20 protein-coding genes and 1 riboswitch are annotated in these 20,534 nt (G+C 57.2%); of the genes, 13 read left to right on the top strand and 7 right to left on the bottom strand.

The genetic code is table 11. The annotated features are described in order from the left end of the window. The first annotated feature begins 31 nt into the window (after nucleotides 1-31). Nucleotides 32-1,321: a hypothetical protein gene (locus tag ERD84_RS01950; RefSeq protein WP_130037732.1), complete on the top strand. Its 1,290-nt coding sequence runs from the start codon at nucleotides 32-34 to the stop codon at nucleotides 1,319-1,321. A 122-nt stretch (nucleotides 1,322-1,443) separates the two neighbouring features. On the opposite strand, the gene ERD84_RS01945 is transcribed toward ERD84_RS01950, so the two are convergent. The 3 genes from ERD84_RS01945 to dprA are packed head-to-tail and all read right to left on the bottom strand — an operon-like array spanning nucleotide 1,444 to nucleotide 4,056. Beyond that, complete coding sequence (locus ERD84_RS01945; RefSeq protein WP_130038858.1) at nucleotides 1,444-1,917, bottom strand: hypothetical protein; 474 nt, start codon at nucleotides 1,915-1,917, stop codon at nucleotides 1,444-1,446. A gap of 2 nt (nucleotides 1,918-1,919) precedes the next feature. Further along, a complete protein-coding gene (locus tag ERD84_RS01940; protein ID WP_130037730.1) occupies nucleotides 1,920-2,828 on the bottom strand; it encodes a hydroxymethylglutaryl-CoA lyase in 909 nt (302 codons plus the stop codon). Between the two features lie 58 nt (nucleotides 2,829-2,886). Further along, on the bottom strand, nucleotides 2,887-4,056 hold the full coding sequence (gene dprA / locus ERD84_RS01935) for a DNA-processing protein DprA (protein WP_130037728.1): 1,170 nt from the start codon (nucleotides 4,054-4,056) through the stop codon (nucleotides 2,887-2,889). 142 nt (nucleotides 4,057-4,198) lie between these two features. Here dprA and def point away from each other — a divergent pair, with 142 nt between their 5' ends. The 3 genes from def to ERD84_RS01920 all read left to right on the top strand — a co-directional run bounded on the left by def (nucleotide 4,199) and on the right by ERD84_RS01920 (nucleotide 6,405). Continuing rightward, nucleotides 4,199-4,711, top strand: coding sequence for a peptide deformylase (def, locus tag ERD84_RS01930; RefSeq protein ID WP_130037726.1), 513 nt, complete (start codon nucleotides 4,199-4,201; stop codon nucleotides 4,709-4,711). An 81-nt stretch (nucleotides 4,712-4,792) separates the two neighbouring features. Further along, nucleotides 4,793-5,737 (top strand): methionyl-tRNA formyltransferase, encoded by a 945-nt coding sequence (gene fmt / locus ERD84_RS01925; RefSeq protein ID WP_130037724.1) that lies wholly within the window; start codon nucleotides 4,793-4,795, stop codon nucleotides 5,735-5,737. 35 nt (nucleotides 5,738-5,772) lie between these two features. Next, nucleotides 5,773-6,405, top strand: coding sequence for a class I SAM-dependent methyltransferase (locus ERD84_RS01920; RefSeq protein WP_130037722.1), 633 nt, complete (start codon nucleotides 5,773-5,775; stop codon nucleotides 6,403-6,405). Between the two features lie 20 nt (nucleotides 6,406-6,425). Here the strand turns inward: ERD84_RS01920 and rimO are convergent, their stop codons facing one another. Continuing rightward, nucleotides 6,426-7,742, bottom strand: coding sequence for a 30S ribosomal protein S12 methylthiotransferase RimO (gene rimO / locus ERD84_RS01915; protein WP_130037720.1), 1,317 nt, complete (start codon nucleotides 7,740-7,742; stop codon nucleotides 6,426-6,428). Between the two features lie 149 nt (nucleotides 7,743-7,891). On the opposite strand from rimO, the gene rsmB reads away from it, so the two are divergent. The 4 genes from rsmB to ERD84_RS01895 are packed head-to-tail and all read left to right on the top strand — an operon-like array spanning nucleotide 7,892 to nucleotide 12,914. Beyond that, a complete protein-coding gene (rsmB, locus tag ERD84_RS01910) occupies nucleotides 7,892-9,247 on the top strand; it encodes a 16S rRNA (cytosine(967)-C(5))-methyltransferase RsmB (RefSeq protein WP_130037718.1) in 1,356 nt (451 codons plus the stop codon). A 55-nt stretch (nucleotides 9,248-9,302) separates the two neighbouring features. Next, nucleotides 9,303-9,878, top strand: a complete 576-nt coding sequence (locus ERD84_RS01905; protein WP_130037716.1) for a DUF4390 domain-containing protein — start codon at nucleotides 9,303-9,305, stop codon at nucleotides 9,876-9,878. Beyond that, nucleotides 9,830-12,214, top strand: coding sequence for a sensor histidine kinase (locus ERD84_RS01900; protein WP_130037714.1), 2,385 nt, complete (start codon nucleotides 9,830-9,832; stop codon nucleotides 12,212-12,214). The genes ERD84_RS01905 and ERD84_RS01900 overlap by 49 nt, the downstream gene beginning before the upstream one ends. Before the next feature lie 10 nt (nucleotides 12,215-12,224). Then, nucleotides 12,225-12,914, top strand: coding sequence for a response regulator (locus ERD84_RS01895; RefSeq protein ID WP_130037712.1), 690 nt, complete (start codon nucleotides 12,225-12,227; stop codon nucleotides 12,912-12,914). A 193-nt stretch (nucleotides 12,915-13,107) separates the two neighbouring features. Here ERD84_RS01895 and ERD84_RS01890 read toward each other — a convergent pair whose 3' ends face one another. Then, complete coding sequence (locus ERD84_RS01890; protein WP_130037710.1) at nucleotides 13,108-14,061, bottom strand: methyltransferase domain-containing protein; 954 nt, start codon at nucleotides 14,059-14,061, stop codon at nucleotides 13,108-13,110. Nucleotides 14,062-14,140: 79 nt separating this feature from the next. Here ERD84_RS01890 and ERD84_RS01885 point away from each other — a divergent pair, with 79 nt between their 5' ends. Together ERD84_RS01885 and ERD84_RS01880 are read left to right on the top strand one after the other, a co-directional pair. Beyond that, complete coding sequence (locus ERD84_RS01885) at nucleotides 14,141-14,881, top strand: ComF family protein (protein WP_245150595.1); 741 nt, start codon at nucleotides 14,141-14,143, stop codon at nucleotides 14,879-14,881. Nucleotides 14,882-14,978: 97 nt separating this feature from the next. After that, nucleotides 14,979-15,449, top strand: a complete 471-nt coding sequence (locus ERD84_RS01880) for a tRNA (cytidine(34)-2'-O)-methyltransferase (RefSeq protein WP_130037708.1) — start codon at nucleotides 14,979-14,981, stop codon at nucleotides 15,447-15,449. Nucleotides 15,450-15,511: 62 nt separating this feature from the next. Here ERD84_RS01880 and ERD84_RS01875 read toward each other — a convergent pair whose 3' ends face one another. Next, nucleotides 15,512-16,402, bottom strand: coding sequence for a lysophospholipid acyltransferase family protein (locus tag ERD84_RS01875; protein WP_130037706.1), 891 nt, complete (start codon nucleotides 16,400-16,402; stop codon nucleotides 15,512-15,514). Further along, nucleotides 16,399-17,253 carry a lysophospholipid acyltransferase family protein gene (locus ERD84_RS01870; protein ID WP_130037704.1) on the bottom strand — a complete coding sequence of 285 codons (855 nt, stop codon included), beginning with the start codon at nucleotides 17,251-17,253 and terminating at the stop codon, nucleotides 16,399-16,401. The genes ERD84_RS01875 and ERD84_RS01870 overlap by 4 nt, the downstream gene beginning before the upstream one ends. Before the next feature lie 243 nt (nucleotides 17,254-17,496). Here ERD84_RS01870 and metK point away from each other — a divergent pair, with 243 nt between their 5' ends. The 3 genes from metK to ahcY all read left to right on the top strand — a co-directional run bounded on the left by metK (nucleotide 17,497) and on the right by ahcY (nucleotide 20,531). Then, nucleotides 17,497-18,660: a methionine adenosyltransferase gene (gene metK / locus ERD84_RS01865; RefSeq protein WP_130037702.1), complete on the top strand. Its 1,164-nt coding sequence runs from the start codon at nucleotides 17,497-17,499 to the stop codon at nucleotides 18,658-18,660. 14 nt (nucleotides 18,661-18,674) lie between these two features. Beyond that, the gene (locus ERD84_RS01860) at nucleotides 18,675-18,890 is read left to right on the top strand and encodes a DUF1289 domain-containing protein (protein WP_130037700.1); all 216 of its coding nucleotides are present in this window, start codon (nucleotides 18,675-18,677) and stop codon (nucleotides 18,888-18,890) included. Nucleotides 18,891-18,939: 49 nt separating this feature from the next. Beyond that, nucleotides 18,940-19,039: riboswitch (S-adenosyl-L-homocysteine riboswitch) on the top strand. A gap of 73 nt (nucleotides 19,040-19,112) precedes the next feature. Then, nucleotides 19,113-20,531, top strand: coding sequence for an adenosylhomocysteinase (gene ahcY / locus ERD84_RS01855; RefSeq protein ID WP_130037698.1), 1,419 nt, complete (start codon nucleotides 19,113-19,115; stop codon nucleotides 20,529-20,531). Nucleotides 20,532-20,534: the final 3 nt, after the last annotated feature.

Raw genomic sequence — 20,534 nt, 5'->3', positions numbered from 1 at the left:
CCCTGAGGGCGGTCAGTTTTTAAGGTTTGAAATGGATTTCTCAAGTACTAAGATTATCAAGAAGACGTGCCCTATTCGCCAATTGGGCACGGGGGCGGCCCACCATTTTTTTGGCTACTACAATAAAACGCCATGGCACCAGACACAGCCCTACGTCCTGGCTAATCAGTATGGCAGTATGGATGCAGACCTCACGCCCGACCAGGTCGCGGCTGTGGGCTATTTCGACGTCAGCGATAACGACAGCTTCCACAAGATTGGTGAAACAAGCACCTGGAATTGGCAGATGGGTTGCCAACTGCAGTGGCTCGATGGCGCCACGGGAAACAAGGTAATTTTCAACGTCCGCGCGGCTTCATCCGACGGGCACTACCCATCGTTTGGTGCACTGATTCACGATATCGATACTAACGAGACAACATCGCTTGCGCACCCGGTCTATTCCGTCGCGCCTGATAGCAGTTACGCCATTACCGTGGACTATCGCCGTCTTTATGTGACGCATGAAACCATTGGCTATAGTGAGGACCGGGGCAGGGCAACCGATTTGCCTTTGTGTCCGGCAGATGACGGCCTGCGCCGTATTGATTTGCCAACCGGTGAAACGCGGCTTCTGGTCAGCTACGATCAGCTTAAGTCATTCCATCATCGAGCATCAATGGACAAGGCCATCCACTGGATTAGCCATGCCGAAATCAATCCGTCTTCATCGCGCATTTTATTTTTGCACCGTTGGACAGAGCGTGTAGAAGATGAAACCTGCTTCTTGCATCGCCTGATTACGGTTAATGCGGATGGGTCCGGCATGCGTCTGCTTGAATGTTCAGATCACCCTTTGCCACAGCTGCAAGAAAACTTCGATCCCAATGCGGTTGGCACGTACGATTACGAAAAATCCGAGTATCAGATTTCCCATCCATTCTGGAAGGACGATGACCATATCATTGTCTGGGGCCCGCATGCGGACGCCATCCACTATCACTTGTATCAGGACAAGGATGGCGGCTCAGTTGATATTGTTGGGCAGGGCTTGTTGACAGAAAATGGTCATATGAGCTACAGCCCCACCAACCAGCGCTGGCTGTTGACCGATACCTATCCTGACTCGCAAACGAGTATTCGCAAACTGCTGATCTATGACACTGAAAAGGATGTCGCCTACGATATTGGCGATTTCTATACGTCGGATCTCAAGAAGGTTAGCCGCTGTGACCTGCATCCACGTTGGAACCGTACTGGCTCACAGGTCTGCATTGATTCCGTGCATGAGGGCCAGCGTCAGATGTATGTGGTCGATGTTTCGGCTATTGTTGGAGAGTAAGGAGTCGTGGTGCAGGCTCTTGTCGTGTCTGCGCCACATCTGCATAGGACCGTAATTTAAAAACCTCCTCACTTTAGAGCGGGAAGGCTCAAGAGCAAGCAATAGCGCCGCAACACCTGGGCTTATTTGCGCCTTCGGTACACCAGCGAAATCCGCGCAAATGCAATTTGCAATTCTTTGGTACCCGCCTGAAATACCACTGGCCGGCCACGTCCCAGAAAACAAATGAGTTTTTTTGATGCAAACAGCGGGATGAATTTCACGAACTGAATGTCTTCCCAGGCAACTTCGCGCCGACTCAGCCATGACTGCTGTATGCCTGTCTCGGTGATGCTGGTTTGTGAAACATGCATATAGCGCGCCAGCACCAGCAAACCAATAAAGCAGACAATAATGCTGCCCGTGACCATCGAGCTGATGTTTTGCCCCAGCGGACCCGCCGCGATGCGTACGATCTGACCGCCTATGAAAGCGAGTACTACCCAGGCCAGTATCTTGATCCATCCGGGCCAGGCCGTACCCCTGATGGGTAGGGGGCCGAGTTCGTGCAGCAGTTGGGTATGCTCTTCGGTGCTGGGCCTTAAGTGCGACAGCAAAACTACACCGCCTTGCGTGCGGCCAGCGCGGTGCCGGCGCGACTGGATGATTTGCGGTTCAGGTGCTGCGATATCCATAGCCCGGTATCGGCCACGGCTTCCAGGTCAATGCCGGTTTCGATGCCCAGGCCTTGCATCATGTATAAAACATCTTCGGTTGCGACGTTGCCGGTGGCGCCTTTGGCGTAGGGACAGCCGCCCAGGCCCGCCACAGAGCTGTGGAAAATGCTGATGCCGGCTTCCATGGCTGCAAGAATATTAGCCAGCGATTGGCCATAAGTGTCGTGGAAATGGCCGGAGACACGGGCCGGGTCGACCACCTCGGTGACGGCACGCATGACTTGGCCGACGCGTTTGGCGGTGCCTGTGCCTATGGTGTCGGCCACATCGATTTCATCGCAGCCCAGGGCCAGCATGCGCTGGGCCACATCAACGACGGACTCGATGGGAGTTTCGCCCTGATAGGGGCAGCCCAGCGCGCAGCTGATGCTGCCGCGCAGTCGAACGCCGGCTTCTTTGGCCGCTTGGGCGACGGGTTCAAAGCGGGCGATGGATTCGGCGATGGAGCAATTGATGTTTTTTTGCGAGAACGCTTCGCTGGCGGCGCCGAAGATCACGACTTCGTCGGCATGGGCTGCCAGGGCCGCCTCAAAACCCCGCAGGTTGGGGGTAAGTACCGAGTAGAGGGTGTCGGGCCGGCGGATGATGCCCGCCATGACGTCGCCGCCATCGGCCATTTGTGGCACCCATTTGGGCGAAACGAATGAGGCGGACTCGATATTGACGAAGCCAGCGGCTGACAGCCGGTTGACCAGTTCTATTTTCAGGGCGGTATCGACGAATTCTTTTTCGTTTTGCAGCCCGTCGCGTGGCGAGACCTCGACGATTTTGACTTTGCTGGGTAAAGACATAAAGGCGTTCCTGATTCAGGGGGGCGGCAACGGAGCTTACAAATGGCAAGCCAGTATATTACCGTGAATGCAGTGTGGAGCGGCGTAAGAAACGGCCGTCTGCCTGTCGCCCGATGGTGTCTGACAGCTCCAGTGTCAATAGGCTGCTGTTCAAGACAGACAAGCTCAGTTGAGTGCGCTTTTGCAGCGTGTCCAGATCGACAGGGTCGTATCCCATTGCTTCGAGAATGAGCCGTATGGCTGGCGCTGCTGGTGCTTCAGGTTGTTTGGAAGCCGTCGCCGCAGTGGCTGGATTTGGGTTGGCAGTGAGCCGATCAGGCATGAGGTTTGGATGCCCCAATTCCTCGTGGATGTCTTCGGCGGATTCCACCAGCTTGGCGCCTTGTCGGATCAGGGCATGACAGCCTCGTGATAGCGGAGAATGGATGGAACCGGGTATGGCAAAGACTTCGCGGCCCATTTCTGATGCCAGGCGAGCAGTGATCAGTGAGCCGCTTTGCTTGGCGGCTTCAACCACCAGTACGCCGCGTGCCATGCCGGCTACCAGGCGGTTGCGCTTGGGGAATTGATAATGGATGGCGCGTGTGCCCAACGGAAATTCCGAGATCAACAGCCCGTCTTGTGCGATGCGGTGGGCAAGCTCGCGGTTGCGGGCGGGGTAGACGATATCAATGCCCGTGCCCATGATGGCTACTGTACCGCCCCCGTTGGGGCCGGCGCGCAGGGCGCCTTCGTGTGCGGCGGCATCGATACCCATGGCAAGGCCGCTGACAATGCACCAGCCTTGCTCGGCCAGATGCTGGGCAAAAGCACGTGCATTGTCTGTCCCGGCGTCGCTGGCACTGCGGGCCCCCACGATAGAGATTGCCTGGCGGTTCAGGTAGTCGGGATTGCCATTGGCGTACAGCAGCAGCGGTGGATCGTGGATATCGAGCAGGCTGCAGGGATAAGCGGGATCGGCGAGCGTCAGAAGATGGTGCTGCGGGTGCTCGAGCCATGCCAGAGTATTGGCGATGGCGGTCTGGATATCATTGCTGGGCTCCTGCTTGAGTTGCTGCACCAGCTTGCTGGGAAGCAGCTTGGCCAGATGACCGGACGCAGCGGCGTAGATGTCTTGCGGCAGGCCGAGCGTGGCCAGCAGATGGCGGGCTTGCGCCGGGCCCAGACCGGGTTCGAGCGACAGGCGTATCCATGAGCTGAGCTCTTCTTTGGGGAAAATGATGGGCATTACGCTAGTTTGACATAAGCTGCGGCGGTTTTGGCTGGAGTAGGACGAAGTTGACGTATGGTTTGCCTTCAATTCGGCGCGCGCGTACAAAGTTTGTTTTATCATAGAGGCTTACACATGCTTTACCGGATTATTTGTTCTTATGGCCTTACTTCCTATTCTTCGATACCCCGATGCGCGCTTGCACAAGGTTGCCGAGCCCGTAGCCGAGGTCGATGACCGCATACGCCAGCTGGTGCGCGACATGGCAGAAACCATGTACGATGCGCCGGGTGTGGGCTTGGCCGCAACCCAGGTCGATGTACACGAGCGTGTGGTCGTCATAGACGTATCTGAAGACGGCAATGACCTTATCGTACTCATCAATCCCGAAATCATCTGGAAAAGCGATGAAGTGCAGGTCTACGAAGAAGGGTGTTTGTCGGTCCCCGGTGTGTACGACGAGGTCGAGCGTTCAGCGCGCATACGGGTACGCGCACTGAACGAACAGGGTGAAACCTACGAATTCGACGCCGAAGGCCTGTTGGCTGTCTGCGTGCAGCACGAGCTCGATCATTTGCTGGGCAAGGTCTTTGTCGAGTACCTGTCTGTACTGAAACAAAATCGCATTAAAACGCGTTTGCGCAAACAAGAACGCGAAGCCCTCAAGGCTTGATTCGGGCAAGGCTCAGCGCGCTGTTTTTCAATCTGCTTGGTATCATGGCCGATTCATTGATGTGAATCGGTTTTTTCATTTATGCGTATAGTTTTTGCAGGGACACCAGAGTTCGCCAGCCAGGCGTTGGCCGCGATTCTGGCGGCAGGGCACGAGGTGCCGCTGGTTTTGACTCAACCCGACCGACCCTCGGGCCGAGGGCTGAAGCTTACGCCCAGCGCGGTCAAACAGACGGCTTTGACTGCGGGCATTCCGGTCTGTCAGCCGCGCAGCTTGCGTCTTGACGGCAAGTATCCGGATGAGGCTCGTGCGGCGCAGCAGGCCTTGCAGGCCGCCGCACCCGACTTGATGGTAGTGGCCGCCTATGGCTTGATCCTGCCTGAGTGGGTGCTGACGCTTCCCACGCATGGCTGCTTCAATATTCATGCCAGCCTGTTGCCGCGCTGGCGCGGTGCTGCGCCTATACAGCGGGCTATCGAGGCGGGCGACGCACAAACCGGTGTGACCATCATGCAGATGGACCAGGGTCTGGATACGGGCGATATGCTGCTCATGCATGTCACCCCTATTACCGATGAACAGAACGCATCTGCGTTGCACGATGTATTGGCCGTGATAGGCGCTCAGGCCATACTGGAAGCCATCGATGCCTTGCAGCAGGGGACATTGAGGGCACAGCCACAGCCAGAAGAAGGCGTAACATATGCTGCCAAGCTTGATAAATCAGAGTCGCCACTGGATTTCAGCCAGCCGGCCGTTGTGCTGGCGCGGCGTATACGCGCATTCAACCCGGTGCCGGGTTCGACCATGGTCTTGCCGGGTCTGAAAGACCCCGTCAAGGTCTGGAATGCCACGGCATTGCCGCCGACCGCAACCGGCTTGCAGCCGGGGCAAGTGCTGCAGGCTAATGCCCAGGGTATCGATATTGTGACGACAGACGGTATTTTGCACCTGTTGGAGCTGCAAAAGGCTGGTGGTAAGCGCCAGCCGGTCTCAGTCTTTGTGCAAGGCTGGCAGGACCGTTAGCCGGCAGGCTGGCCAGAGGCCTATAGGGGTAGACAATGACAACACCGCAAGCTGAAGACTTGAAAGCCGTTTCGGCAACGACGCTCGAACATTATCGGCAGAGCGCGGAAAGTTTCCGCATGGGGACGATGGATCACGACGTCAGTCAGAACATTGACGCGTTTTTGGGCACCATACAGGGCAATGCGCCTTATCGTGTGCTGGACTTTGGCTGTGGTCCGGGACGCGATCTTTTGACTTTTACGAATCTGGGCCATATTGCCGTGGGCCTGGATGGGACTGATGCTTTTGTCACGATGGCCCGGGCGCATTCAGGCTGCGAGGTGTGGTTGCAGGATTTCTTCGAGCTGAATTTGCCCGATGCCTCTTTTGATGGCGTTTTTGCCAATGCCTCGCTGTTCCATGTACCCAGCCTGATTCTGCCAAAGGTTTTGCAGCAATTGCATGCCACGCTGAAGCCCGGAGGCGTTCTATTCAGCTCTAATCCGCGTGGGCAAAATCAGGAAGGCTGGAACGCCGGCCGCTACGGTGTTTACCATGATATCGATGCATGGCGCGCGGTGGTGACTGCCGCGGGTTTCAGCGAGCTCGATCACTACTATCGGCCACCAGGTTTACCGCGCGCGCAGCAAACCTGGCTGGCAAGTGTATGGCGCAAGTCGGATTGACCCGCGTATAGCGCCCACTTTTAAATAGCGTCTCCGTACAGATCGTACTCGTCGGAGTCGGTAACGCGTACGCGCACCATATCGCCCGGCTTCAGCACCTTGTCGCTGCTCACAAATACATTGCCATCGATTTCCGGGGCGTCGGCGCTGGACCGGCCTATTGCACCCTCGTCATCGATTTCGTCAATCAGAACGTCGATTTCTCGCCCGATTTTGTTGGCCAGGCGCGCTGTTGAGATGGCTTGCTGGTGTGCCATGAAGCGATCCCAGCGCTCTTGCTTGACCTCGTCGGGTACCTGGTCGGCCAATTCGTTGGCGCGGGCGCCTTCGACGGGCGAATACTGGAAACAACCTACACGATCCAGTTGAGCTTCGGTCATCCAGTCGAGCAGATACTGGAAGTCTTCTTCGGTTTCGCCCGGGAATCCAACGATAAAGGTTGAGCGTAAGGTCAGGTCGGGGCAGGCCTCGCGCCAGTTTTTGATGCGGGCCAGCGTGCGGTCTTCGAAAGCCGGACGCTTCATGGCTTTCAGTATCTTGGGGCTGGCGTGCTGGAAGGGAATGTCCAGATAGGGCAAGATCTTGCCATCGGCCATCAGCGGGATGACTTCGTCGACATGAGGGTAGGGGTAGACATAGTGCAGGCGGGTCCACACACCAAACCCGGCCAAGGCCTCGCTCAGCTGCGTCATGTGTGTCTTGATCGGGCGTCCGTTCCAGAAACCGCTGCGGAACTTGACGTCGACACCGTAAGCGCTGGTGTCTTGCGAAATGACCAGCAGTTCCTTGACGCCGGCCTTGACCAGGCGTTCGGCTTCTCCCATGACGTCGCCTATGGGGCGGCTGACCAGGTTGCCACGCATCGAAGGAATAATACAGAAACTGCATCGATGATTGCAGCCTTCGGAAATCTTCAGGTAGGCATAATGGCGCGGGGTCAGCTTGATGCCCTGTGGGGGAACCAAGTCTATATAAGGATCGTGATTCAAGTCGGGAGGGGCCGCTTCGTGCACGGCGCGTACGACTTGTTCGTATTGCTGCGGACCGGTGACAGCCAGTACTGCAGGGTGTACGTCGCGTATCAGCGATTCTTCGACTCCCATGCAGCCGGTGACAATCACCTTGCCGTTCTCGGCAATGGCTTCGCCTATGGCGTCCAGTGACTCGGCCTTGGCGCTGTCGATAAAGCCACAGGTGTTGACGACGACGACATCGGCATTGTCGTAGTCAGGCGTGATGGCGTAGCCCTCGGTACGCAATTGCGTCAGGATGCGCTCGGAATCAACCAGCGCCTTGGGACAGCCCAGGCTGACAAAACCGACTTTAGGGGAACTCATGGTTTACCTCGTTGAGCCTGTGGCTCGATAAAAAATCTGGATAAAAACAGCTCGGGGCATTGGACTGGCCTTCTGGCTGCAAACAGGTCTTACTCGCGAATTGATGATAAAGTCCGGGTAAAAGCGAACTTACGCAGGTTGTTGCATTCGTGCCCGATACCCCTTCAAAGCCAACACGTACCCCTACACTGTCTGACACCATTTTGGCCAGCGCACAAAATGTGCAGGCGGTGCTGGCTGGCCGATCGTTATCGGACAGCCTGGCTGCCACGCCATCGGCAGTGCGTGCATCGGCCCAGTCAGTCGCATTTCATGCAATGCGGCATCTGGGAACGGCACGTGCGATAAAACAAATTCTGGTGCGGCGTACGCCGCCCAATCCCGGGTTTGACGCGCTGCTGCTGGTGTCGCTGGCACTGCTTGACGCGGCACTGGAATACGCCGACGATCCTGCGCCTGATCAGGTCAAATGGCGGCATGTGCCGGTATATGCCGTACATACCGTGGTTGATCAGGCTGTCAAGGCAGCAGGCAGTCAGCACCGGATGCGCAGCTATAAAGCATTGCTGAATGGCAGCTTGCGGGGTTTTACACGAGAAAGAAGCGCTATTTTAGCGCAGGCCAGGAAAAATTCAGTAGCGGTATTCAATCACCCTGAATGGTGGGTAGAGCAACTGCGCCGCAGCTATCCCGACCAATGGCAGGAACTGCTGTACAGCGCCAATGTTCCGGGGCCCATGACCCTGCGTGTCAATATACGCCATTCCTCGGTACAGCACATGCTGGCAAGACTGGAAGAGGCCGGTATTCCTGCCGTGCATGTCCGGGACGAGGCCATCACGCTGCTGACGCCGCGGCCTGTGCACGAGGTGCCTGGCTTTGCACAGGGGTGGTGGTCGGTACAGGATCTGGCCGCACAGCAGGCAGGGCTGCTACTTCCCGTCCGCTCGGGCATGCGTGTGCTTGATGCCTGCGCCGCGCCTGGCGGAAAAACAGCCCACTTGCTGGAGCGGGCGGATGTCGAGTTGCTGGCGCTTGATGCTGATCAGGACCGACTGGAGCGGGTTTCGCAAAATCTTGATCGCCTGAAGCTAAACCGCAAATCAGTGGTTTTGCAGTGCGCAGATGCGGCAGATGTGCCGTCGTGGTGGGATGGCCGGCCTTTTGATGCGGTATTGGCCGATGTGCCGTGTACGGCATCAGGTGTCGTACGTCGCCATCCCGACATCAGGTGGTTGAGGCGCCCGGGAGATATCGCCAAAACAGCGGCCTTGCAGCGCAGCATCGTCGATGCGCTATGGACGACAGTCAAACCGGGGGGGCATATGCTTTATGCTACGTGTTCCATCTTTCCCCAAGAAGGCGAGCAACAGGCTGAAAAATTCGCAAAACGTCATTCTGATGCCAGCCGTCTCGCGGCCCCGGGACAGCTGTTGCCCCTGGCGCGCGATTCGGCAATATCGAATGATGGTTTCTTTTACGCTCTGTTTGCCAAGACGGCGTGAGTCGTCAAAAATAAGGGATGACTCTGGTGTTCTATATGTGTACGGGTATGCGTCAATGTTGCGTCTCCTGCTGGCTTTAGTCCTGTGCCTGTTTCTGCCCGCGCAAGCTGATGTCAGCTTGTCCGGGCAGGGCGATCGCGTGGTTCGCGTAGAGCCCATCGTGCGGGACGGCAAGCTGTATATCGATGCAGACGTTGATTTCACCGTGTCCGGCGAGTTACGTAATGCTGCCCAGAAAGGCGTGCCCATCTACTTCACCGCCGATCTTGTCATCGAGTCCCCACGCTGGTGGTGGTTTGATAAAAAGGTCGTCGACGAGCAACAGACATGGCGTATTGTGTACAACGCGCTCACAAGGCAGTGGCGCGTTGGCACCGGCGAGCTATCTTTGCCTGAGTCCTCGCTCGACGATGCCTTGTCTTTGGTGCGCAATATACGTGGGTGGTCCGTGGCCCCACTAGAAGATCTCGATCACGATGAAGCATACGAAGGACGGCTGCGGGTGCGTCTGAATACGTCGCTGCTGGCCCGGCCTTTTCAAGTCGACGCTTACAACAGCAGTGCCTGGTCCTTGGCTACTCCATGGAAAAATTTCAATTTTTCAATCTCACTAGACGCACCCCGGCCATAGTCCGGTGGTCTTTGCGCATAGCGCTGGTCGTCGCGGCGATCAGCGCGCTGTCGTTGTTGGCATTGCTGGTGTGGTCCACCGGAAACGCATCGCGTTACGCCCAGCAGTACGACTTGCTGCTGATACTTAACCTGATCTTTGCCGTCGCCTTGATTTCATGGGTGGTGGTACTGGCAGCGAGGTTGATGCGCCAGGTTCGCCGCCGGCAATTCGGTGCCCGCCTGACTGCTCGTTTTGCCTTGTACTTTGCCTTGATAGGCGTGCTGCCTGGAGTGTTGATTTACGTTCTGTCAGTGCAGTTCATGTCGCGATCAATCGAGTCGTGGTTCAACGTCCGGGTCGACAGTGCGCTCGAGGCGGGCCTGAATCTGGGCCGGGCGGCACTCGATGCACAGCTGGGCGACTTGAACATCCGGGCCAAAGAAATGGCCACTCGTTTGGGCGACACCAACGATGCCGAAATGGCACTTATCATCACGCGCTTGCGTGAGACCAGCGGTGTGTCCGAAGCTTTGGTGTTTACCGGCAACGGACGCTTGGTTGCGTTTTCTTCGTCTGCCTATGGCCAGTTGTTCCCCGATGTGCCACCCAGCAGTGTGGTCAATCAGTTAAGAATTTCTGGTGGTTACTCCGCTGCAGAAATCGATGAGGCTGATGGGCAGGATGCCGTTGCTCCATCCAGCGCCCACTTACATTTGCGCGTTGTGGTGCCGGTCAATACGCCAGATAGATACTCTTCGTCGCTGGGTGTTTCACACGAGATGCGCTGGTTGCAGGTGATCGAGCCGGTACCCGAGCAAATAGCCCGCAACGCCAACCAGGTGCAGCAAGGGTTTCGTGATTACCAGGAGCTGGCCCTGTCTCGTTTGGGTCTGCGCAAGCTATATGGCATTACCCTGACGCTAGCCTTGATTCTGGCGGTGTTTGCCGCAGTGGTGGTGGCGCTGGCGGTATCGCGGCGCCTCGTGCGGCCTTTGCTGACGCTGGCGGCCGGGACCCAGGCGGTGGGTGTGGGCGATTACCGCCCTCTGCCTGAGCCGCCTGAGCGTGATGAAGTGGGGCAGCTGACCCGTTCATTCAACGCCATGACGCGGCAACTGGATGAGGCCCGTCATATGGTTGAAAAGAATCGGCAGCAGCTGGAACGTTCCAATGTATACCTGGAGTCGGTGCTCAGCAATCTGTCTTCGGGTGTGCTGGTGTTTGACGAAATGTTCAGGGTCACTATGTTCAACCAGGGCGCACAAAGTATTTTGCGTGTTGACCTGCGTTCGGTCAAAGGGCGTCCCCTGGAAACGGCGGATGGTGCTTTTGCCTTGTCGCAGCTGATACGGCAAGCATTTGCCGCGCATGCCGCCGTTGGTTCGGAACGCTTGTACTGGCAGCAGCAGTTCGAGCTCGAGCTCGAAGCTGCAAGCGATAACGAAAAGAAAAAACATGTTGTCACCTTGCTGGCGCGGGGCACTCATTTGCATGTGGATGGACGCGGCAATGGCTATCTGGTGGTGTTCGATGACATCAGTGAGGTGATCTCGGCCAATCGTACGGTGGCCTGGGGTGAAGTCGCCCGGCGGCTGGCCCACGAAATCAAGAACCCACTTACGCCCATACAGCTGTCTGCCGAACGCTTGGCCATGAAACTGGGTGGCCGGCTTAACGCAGATGACGCTGCCATGTTGACGCGGTCCACCAATACCATCGTCAGTCAGGTGGCATCGCTCAAAAAAATGGTAGACGACTTTCGCGAGTATGCGCGTACGCCGCCCGCGCAGATGCAGCCCATTGATATCAATGGGCTGATAGGTGATGTCCTGACTTTATATGGCTGGGATCCCGTCGAAGGCACCGTACGCGAGGACGGACGCAGCGTGGGGCTGGAAGTCGAGTTTGACCCGAACTTGCCGCATATCGAAGGTGACGTCACACAGTTGCGACAAGTCATTCATAATCTGCTGGCCAACGCGCGGGATGCTGCATGCCAGGAGCAGCCCCTTGAAGATGCCCGAATTTATGTGCAAACTAAATGCACGACCTCACGCGCCGAAGATGGTGCCGAACATATTGCGGTCAGGCTGACGGTGTCCGACAACGGCCCAGGCTTTGCACCACAGGTATTAAGCAGGGTGTTTGAGCCGTATGTCACAACCAAGGCAAGCGGAACAGGGCTTGGTCTTGCTATAGTTAACAAAATTATCGAGGAACACGGCGGTCGAATCGATATCTCCAACCGTCGTGAAGGGGGGGCGCGTATTTCCATCCTCTTGATGCGCCTTGCTGATGTACAGCCCGCGCTAGACGAAGCTGCGCCAGGGAACGATAATGCGGAAAAAAGGTAGGTGACGCTTTATGGCCAGAATTCTGGTTGTTGATGATGAAATTGGTATTCGCGAGCTTTTGTCCGAAATACTTTACGACGAAGGGCATACGGTAGAGCTTGCAGAAAATGCAGCTCAAGCAAGGGCGGCGCGATTGCGTTCGCGACCCGATCTGGTGCTGCTCGATATCTGGATGCCCGACACTGACGGTGTCAGCCTGTTGAAAGAATGGGGCTCTCAAGGCTTGCTTGATATGCCTGTCATCATGATGAGCGGGCATGCCACGGTCGACACTGCCGTCGAGGCGACCCGCATTGGCGCCGTCGATTTCCTTGAAAAGCCCATTACCCTGCAAAAATTGCTTAAAACCATTGCTGCGGGGCTGGCCCGGCCTGTGGTCACTTCGTCCCTGGTGGCCGCTGCGCGTCAACCCGATCAACGAACCGAGTTGACGCAACCGCTCACGACCACACCGATGCCGGGTGCGCCAGAGCCTGTCGCTGAAACCAATAACTCCTTACTGGGCAGTATTTCGCTCGATCAGCCGCTGCGCGATGCGCGCGACGAGTTCGAGCGTATTTATTTTGAATATCATCTGGGACGCGAGAGTCACAGCATGACGCGTGTGTCTGAAAAAACCGGCCTTGAGCGCACCCACCTCTACCGCAAGCTCAAGCAACTGGGCATTGACTCTTCGCGCAAAAAAAACACCAGCACCTAGCAAGTCGCAGGCGCAGCGTGGGGGCATTTTTTGCCGCCGGGCCGCCCCAAGGCAAAAAGCACCCCCTTGGGGGGCAGCAAGCCGCAGGCGCAGCGTGGGGGCATTTTTTGCCGCCGGGCCGCCCCAAGGCAAAAAGCGCCCCCTTGGGGGGCAGCAAGCCGCAGGCGCAGCGTGGGGGCATCTATCTTTTACTTCAAGACTCGTCGGGTTTGCGAGGCTTGACTGTCGGGCGAGTGTTGTTGGGATCTTTGGACCTTCCGATGGCACCTATCGAAATACGGGTCTCGCCACTCAGGGTCTTATGAGCGGCCGAGCGCCACGCATGCCCATAGGCCAGTTCCAGGCTTAAATGTATGGTGCCGTCGTCATTGCGCTGAGCCTCCAGGGCATCCATCAGTTTTTGACGCCATGCCCGGCCACTTAATCCGCGTTTGCGATCCAGGCTGGGATTACCGCCCAATATCCGCATATCGTCCAGCAGTTTCTGAGGGCTGCGGTAAGTAAGCGTGAGAATTTCCTGGTCCATCACGGGGTCGGCAAAACCGCGCTCTATCAAGAGGTCACCGAAGTCGTGCATGTCGACAAACTCGGGTGTGGCCGTTTTTAGCCCGGCACTTGCTACGGCCTCGCGCAGTTCGGCCATGGATCCGGGACCCAGGCAGGAAAACATGACCAGGGCGCCCGGCTTGAGAATACGCCGCCATTCGCTCAGAACCTCGTGGGGTTCGGCATGCCAGTGCAGCGCCATATTGGACCAGACCAGGTCTTGTGATTCGGGTGCAAGCCCGGAGCTGGCCAGATCAGCCTGTACGAACTGCAGGGGGGGCGTAGGCTTGTTGCGTAGTTTCTGCCAAAAACCCGGTTTGGCTGCATAACGCTCACGTGCAACATTCAGCAGCTGCACACAGCTGTCCAGTCCGGTGTAATCGAGAGAGGGATAGCGTGCCCGCAAAGGCTCAAGTGCGTGCGCTGCACCACAGCCGGCATCAAGCACCGCCACTGGGGCAATCCGGATGTAGCTCAGTCGTTGCAGCATGCGCTGCGCGACTTCTCCGTATAGGAACTGGGCGGCATCCAGGGGGCTGCGACGGGCAAACTGCCGGGTTACGTGGTCTGGATTGATGCGCAAGGATGGAGGCTGTGACATTAAGGTGCAGGTACGTCTGGTTTCTTGGAAAAAATGATGCTTAGATATCAGTGCATAAATGCTTTCGAGGAGTCCTATTATGGCTTATCTGCATGCCTTGCGCGAATTCACTGCCGGCTTGCTTGCACGGGTGCCTGCGGTGTGTGGTCTATGTCACGACAGCGCTCGTGGCGGGCAACTGTGCAGTTATTGCTACCAGGCGGTCACGCAGTCGATGACTACAGGTGTCCCGCGTTGCCAGGTATGCCAACTGGCCCTGGACAGCCGGGGAGGCTGCCCCGATTGTGACCAACACGCGCCGGCCTTTGATCGTGTGATTGCCGCATTCGACTATGCGGCGCCAGGAGATCTACTGATTTATCGCCTGAAAGTGGAGCGGCAGTTTACCAGTGCCAGTATGTTGGCTGGCCTGCTGGCCGATGCCGTGCAGGCATCGTCGCTGACACTGCCCGAGTCGTTGGTGCTGGTTCCTGTGCCCGCCAGCCGGGCAGCCTTGCTGCGACGAGGTTTCAACCCGGCCGCCGAGATCGCCTACGGCTTGGCAAGGCGGTTGAATCGACCTTGCCGGCCCGGCTTGGTGCTTAGAGCGCGTGAAGGTGCGAAACAAAGCCAGTTAGGTCGCTTGGCCCGCATGCGTAGCACGCAATCCCTATATGCCTGTGCCCAACACCTGCAGGGCGCGCATATTGCCGTGGTGGATGACGTGCTCACAACCGGAAGCACGCTGCACAGTATCGCGCAGGCGCTCAAGGCCGCAGGTGCAGCGTCCGTATGGGGCCTGGTTCTGGCGCGTACACCATATCATTCTGGCGAGCACTGAGTTGCACAGGGCTGTACTTGCTGTGGCTGACGCGGCATTGCCTGTAGAATCATGAACGATCCGGTATGTCGCCGGTACGCTCATTGTTCTCGTCCCTATGTTTCACATTGTTCTGGTTTCACCTGAAATTCCACCCAATACAGGCAATATCATTCGTCTGGCTGCCAACACAGGAGCAAGCCTGCATCTTGTGCGGCCTTTGGGCTTCGAGCTTGACGATAAAAAACTCAAGCGCGCGGGACTCGATTATCATGAGTGGGCGGCCATGCAAGTGCATGACGATCTTGAAACCGCGCTGGATGCCATAGGCGGAGAGCCGAGTCGACGCTATGCCCTGACAACCAAAGGCAGTCGCTTGATGGCGGAGTTTTCATTCAAGCCTGGCGATGTCTTTGTGTTTGGCCGTGAAACGGCAGGCTTGTCGCCCAGTCAGCTGGCTTTTTTCCCCGAGGCACAGCGCCTTCGGCTGCCCATGATGCCGCAGCAGCGCAGCTTGAATCTATCCAATGCCGTGGCAGTGACTGTGTTTGAAGCCTGGCGTCAGGCGGGGTATGACGGCGGTGTGTAGCGCCATGCCGTGGCCACGAGGGACACCACAGTGCAAATTGCCTGGCAAGAGTCCTGTGCTGATCAATAAACTGATGGCTCGCCTTCTGGCCGCGTCTTAAAACGCCGGTGCACCCAGTAATACTGGGGCGGATCCACTCTTATCCATTCTTCTATCAGCTTGTTCAGACGGGCGGTAGCCTCTTCGGCGGACTGATCGCCAGGAAAATCGGCAAGCGGTGGCAGCACTTGTATGTTGTATTGCCCCGTTGTCGCATCCAGCCGGCTTACAATGGGCACCACGGCGGCGTCCCAGGTCTTGGCAATCTGTGCGGTGGCCAAAAGCGTCGCTGCGGGCACCCCAAAGAACGGAACAAATATCGAGCCCGTTTCCCGGAAGTCCATATCAGGCAGATAATACACGGGCACGCCATTGCGTAAGTGCCGTATCAGGCCTCGCACCCCTGCGTTGCGGCTCACCAGGTGTACGGTGTTGAATCGGCCCCGACCTTCGCGTACCAGCGTGTCTACGTCGTCGTCGCTTTGCGGTGTATACATGGTGGCCGACTCTTTCAGGAATAAAGTCAAACGCGTTGCCGCTGCGTCCAGCCCGATAAAGTGCGGAGCCAGCAAAATAATTCGGCGACCCGCTTTCAGCAACGCGTCCAGCTGTTCCAGCCCGGTGATCGGTGTGGTCGCCATAATGGCGTCTTTCGGGCCAAACCAGCAGAGGCCTCGGTCGACGACAGATAGCGCCAGCAAATAAAAATGCTCATGCAGCCAGGCTTCGCGCTCTTGTGCCGAATGTTCGGGAAAGCACAGGGCCAGGTTGCTGCGGACAATATGTGCACGCGAGCGCAGCAGCCGGGGTGCCGGCCAGGCCAGCGCGCGCGCCCAGCGCTTGCGCGTAGCCAGAGAGCTACGGCCGAAATAGGCAAAAACAGAACGAAGGAGAGGTAGCTTGCTGAACGTCATGACAATGTGTCGGCAGGGCGTGGTGGTGCGTCCTTAGGAATCTTGTAGCGGTTATAGCTCCATAGGTATTGCTGCGGAAAACGTCGTATCAGCTGTTCCATGGCGCTATTGATGGCTGTAGCCAGAGCTTGTGGGTCGGCCGGCAAAGGTTCAGGCAGGCGTACGTAGTGGATGCGCCAGCCTTTGCCTGAGGAAAGGCGTTCGCCGGCGGTAAGAATGACCGCTACGCCTGTTTGACGTGCCAGTCGGCCTGCCAGCGTCATGGTCAGGGCTTGCTTGCCAAAAAAAGGCGCCCATACTCCATCGCCGCTACCAGGAACTTGGTCGGGCAACATGCCGACGGCCTCGCCGCGCTTGAGGGCGCGTACGAATTCACGCACCCCCTGCAGCGTAGCCGGCACCGCTTTCAGGCCAGACATATTGCGTGCCTGTTCCATGACTGGTTCGAGAAAGGCCTGACGCGGTGGCCGGTACATGACCGTGATGGGACCGTGCTGCAAAAGATAACGGGCAGTGATCTCGAAGCAGCCCAGATGCGGCGTCAAATACAGAATACCTCGACCCTCTGTCAGTGCTGCGCGCACCACTCCGTCGTCATCGCTATGGGTTTTTTCCAGGCATTGCCGGGTGTGCAACCAGACCTTGGGTGTTTCCATGATCATCGCACCCGTTTCAGCGGCAGCCCTGCGTGCAAAACCGGCGTCTGGGTAGCCTGCCTGGCGTGCGTTGTTTTGTAGCCGGCGGCGGTAACTGCCTGGGCACAGGTAGATAATGACTCCTGACAAGCGGCCGACGCCGTGCAATACAGGCAGGGGCAGCCAGGCCAGAAAACGAAACAAAGCCAGAAGCATAGCTGGAGCAATAACCCTTGTGTCGGAAGTGAGAAAGTGAATTTAGATCTATTTTCGCTTAAAATGAGGTTTATCGCTGAGTTAACCGACAACTTGCGGGGCGATAGTGCAGTGCTCTGGCAGTGCATAAAAAATCCGCTAAAGCGTCGCGCCCTGATACACACTGCCTAGCAGACGTCCGAGGTGCAACGCGTTTCGTTCAACCTCCGGCTGGGCAACCAGCGTTTTAAAGGACGTATCGCTGTGGCAAATAACGATTTCCTGTTTACATCCGAATCCGTTTCCGAAGGTCATCCCGACAAGGTCGCCGACCAAATTTCCGACTCCATTCTCGACGCTATCCTCGCGCAGGATCCGAATGCACGTGTTGCGGCTGAGACCTTGTGCAACACCGGCTTGGTCGTGCTGGCAGGTGAAATCACCACCACCGCCAATGTTGATTACATTCAGGTAGCGCGCGATACCATCAAGCGCATCGGCTACGACAATACCGATTACGGTATTGATTACAAAGGTTGCGCCGTGCTGGTGGCCTACGACAAGCAGTCCCCCGACATCGCCCAGGGCGTCGATCGCAGTAGCGAAGAAGCCCTGAATCAGGGCGCCGGCGACCAGGGTCTGATGTTCGGCTACGCTTGCGACGAAACCCCCGATCTCATGCCCGCACCCATCTGGTATGCCCACCGTCTGGTGCAACGCCAAAGCGAGTTGCGCAAAGACGGCCGCCTGCCCTGGTTGCGTCCCGATGCCAAGTCGCAGGTTACCTTCCGCTACATCAATGGCAAGCCGGCCGAGGTTGATACGGTCGTGTTGTCCACTCAGCACGCACCCGAGATTTCGCAAAGCGACATCAAAGAAGCCGTCATCGAAGAAATCATCAAGCCCAGCTTCGCCGAGGGCTTGCTGACGCCCCAAACCAAGTTCATGATCAATCCCACGGGTATTTTCGTGATTGGCGGCCCGCAGGGCGACTGCGGCCTGACAGGGCGCAAGATCATCGTCGATACTTACGGTGGCGCATGTCCGCACGGTGGCGGGGCGTTCTCGGGCAAAGACCCATCCAAGGTTGACCGCTCAGCAGCCTATGCGGCACGCTACGTGGCAAAAAATATCGTCGCGGCCGGTCTTGCGCGCCAGTGCCAGGTACAGGTCAGCTACGCTATTGGCGTCGCCGAGCCCATCAATATCACGGTCTATACCGAAGGTACCGGTGTGATTCCCGACGAGCAAATTGCCCGCCTGGTGCGCGAAAACTTCGACCTCCGTCCCAAGGGTATTGTCAATATGCTCGATCTGTTGCGTCCCATCTACGCCAAGTCTGCAGCCTATGGGCATTTCGGCCGCGCCGAACCCGAGTTCAGTTGGGAAGCCACCGATAAGGTGCAGGCCTTGAAGCAGGCCGCTTAAGCCAGGAAGCCAATATGGAAACGTCCGAAACCCGGCGTGATAACGCTAACAGCCTGAACCCCACCGACTCCCCATGTGTTGCGGTGTGCTCGACGCTGTATGACGATATCTGCCGTGGTTGCGGGCGCACCGCCATGGAGGTGGCCAATTGGGTTTTTCTGGACGACGACGAAAAACGCGGCGTGTGGGAGCGCATCACCGAGCAAGGCTACCCCAAGCGCAAGGGCTGATGCATGCATCAGCAGCATCAGCGTCATAGTAATTACGCTACAATCACGACTACCTGAGGAGCGCTGCAACGGCGTCGGGGCCGGCATCATCGTCGCCTCTACCCGCTAGGCTCAGGTGGCCTTCTTTGTTTCAACTGCGCTCATCGTTCCCTTACCAGGCGAAGATGAGCTTATGTTGTATACGGCCTTTAGTCTGGTACAGGTTTATTGGATGACTAACCCATGAATACTGTCGCAGACACTACTTTTTCCGACTATAAAATCGCCGATATCGCTTTGGCAGGCTGGGGTCGCCGCGAGCTCGCGATCGCCGAAACAGAAATGCCTGGCCTGATGGCCACCCGCGAAGAATATGCCGCTGCACAACCGCTCAAGGGCGCACGCATTGCCGGCAGCTTGCACATGACCATACAAACGGCGGTGCTGATCGAAACCCTGAAGGCACTGGGCGCTGAAGTGCGCTGGGCCTCCTGCAATATTTTCTCTACCCAGGATCACGCTGCTGCAGCTATTGCAGCCGGCGGCACGCCAGTGTTTGCCATCAAGGGCGAAACACTGGAAGACTACTGGAACTACACTCACCAGATTTTTGAGTGGCCCAATGGTCAGCACGCCAACATGATTCTGGATGATGGCGGCGATGCCACCACTTTGCTGCATTTGGGTGCCAAGGCCGAGAACGATATTTCCGTACTGGACAAGCCCGGCAGCGAAGAAGAACGCGTACTGTTTGCTTCGATCAAGGCTCAGCTGGCACGCGATGCCAAGTGGTATTCCACCCGCCTGGCGCAGGTGCGCGGTGTCACCGAGGAAACCACGACGGGTGTGCACCGTCTGTATCAAATGTCCAAGAAGGGCGAACTGGCCTTTCCCGCCATTAACGTCAATGACTCGGTCACCAAGTCCAAGTTCGATAACCTGTACGGCTGCCGCGAATCGCTGGTAGACGGCATCAAACGTGCGACCGACGTCATGGTGGCCGGCAAAATCGCCGTTGTGTGCGGCTTTGGTGATGTCGGCAAGGGCTGTGCGCAGGCCTTGGCCGCGCTGCGTGCTCAAGTCTGGGTGACCGAGGTCGATCCTATCTGCGCCCTGCAGGCATCCATGGAAGGTTATAAGGTTGTGACCCTGGACGAAGCTGCCGACAAGGCCGATATTTTCGTGACGGCTACCGGCAACTACCATGTGATCACGCGTGATCACATGGAGCGCATGAAAGATCAGGCCATTGTTTGCAATATCGGGCACTTCGACAACGAGATCGATGTGGCCGCGGTTGAGGATCTGCAGTGGGAAGAGGTCAAGCCCCAAGTCGATCACATTATTTTCCCCGACGGCAAGCGTATTATCTTGCTGGCCAAAGGCCGCCTGGTCAATCTGGGCTGTGCAACGGGTCATCCATCATTTGTGATGTCGGCTTCCTTCACCAACCAGACTATTGCCCAGATCGAACTGTATACGCGTGGTGAAGCCTACGAAAAAGGGCAAGTCTATGTACTGCCCAAGCACCTGGACGAGAAAGTCGCCCGTCTGCACTTGAAGAAGCTGGGCGTGCAACTGACTGAATTGCGTCAGGATCAGGCCGACTATATCAACGTGCCGGTAGCCGGGCCATACAAGCCCGAGCACTATCGCTACTAAGTC

Source organism: Pollutimonas harenae (genome assembly GCF_004153685.1).
GTDB lineage: Bacteria > Pseudomonadota > Gammaproteobacteria > Burkholderiales > Burkholderiaceae_B > Pusillimonas_C > Pusillimonas_C harenae.
Note: the sequence above shows the minus strand (reverse complement) of the source record. Positions and strands in the feature narration are given on the sequence as shown.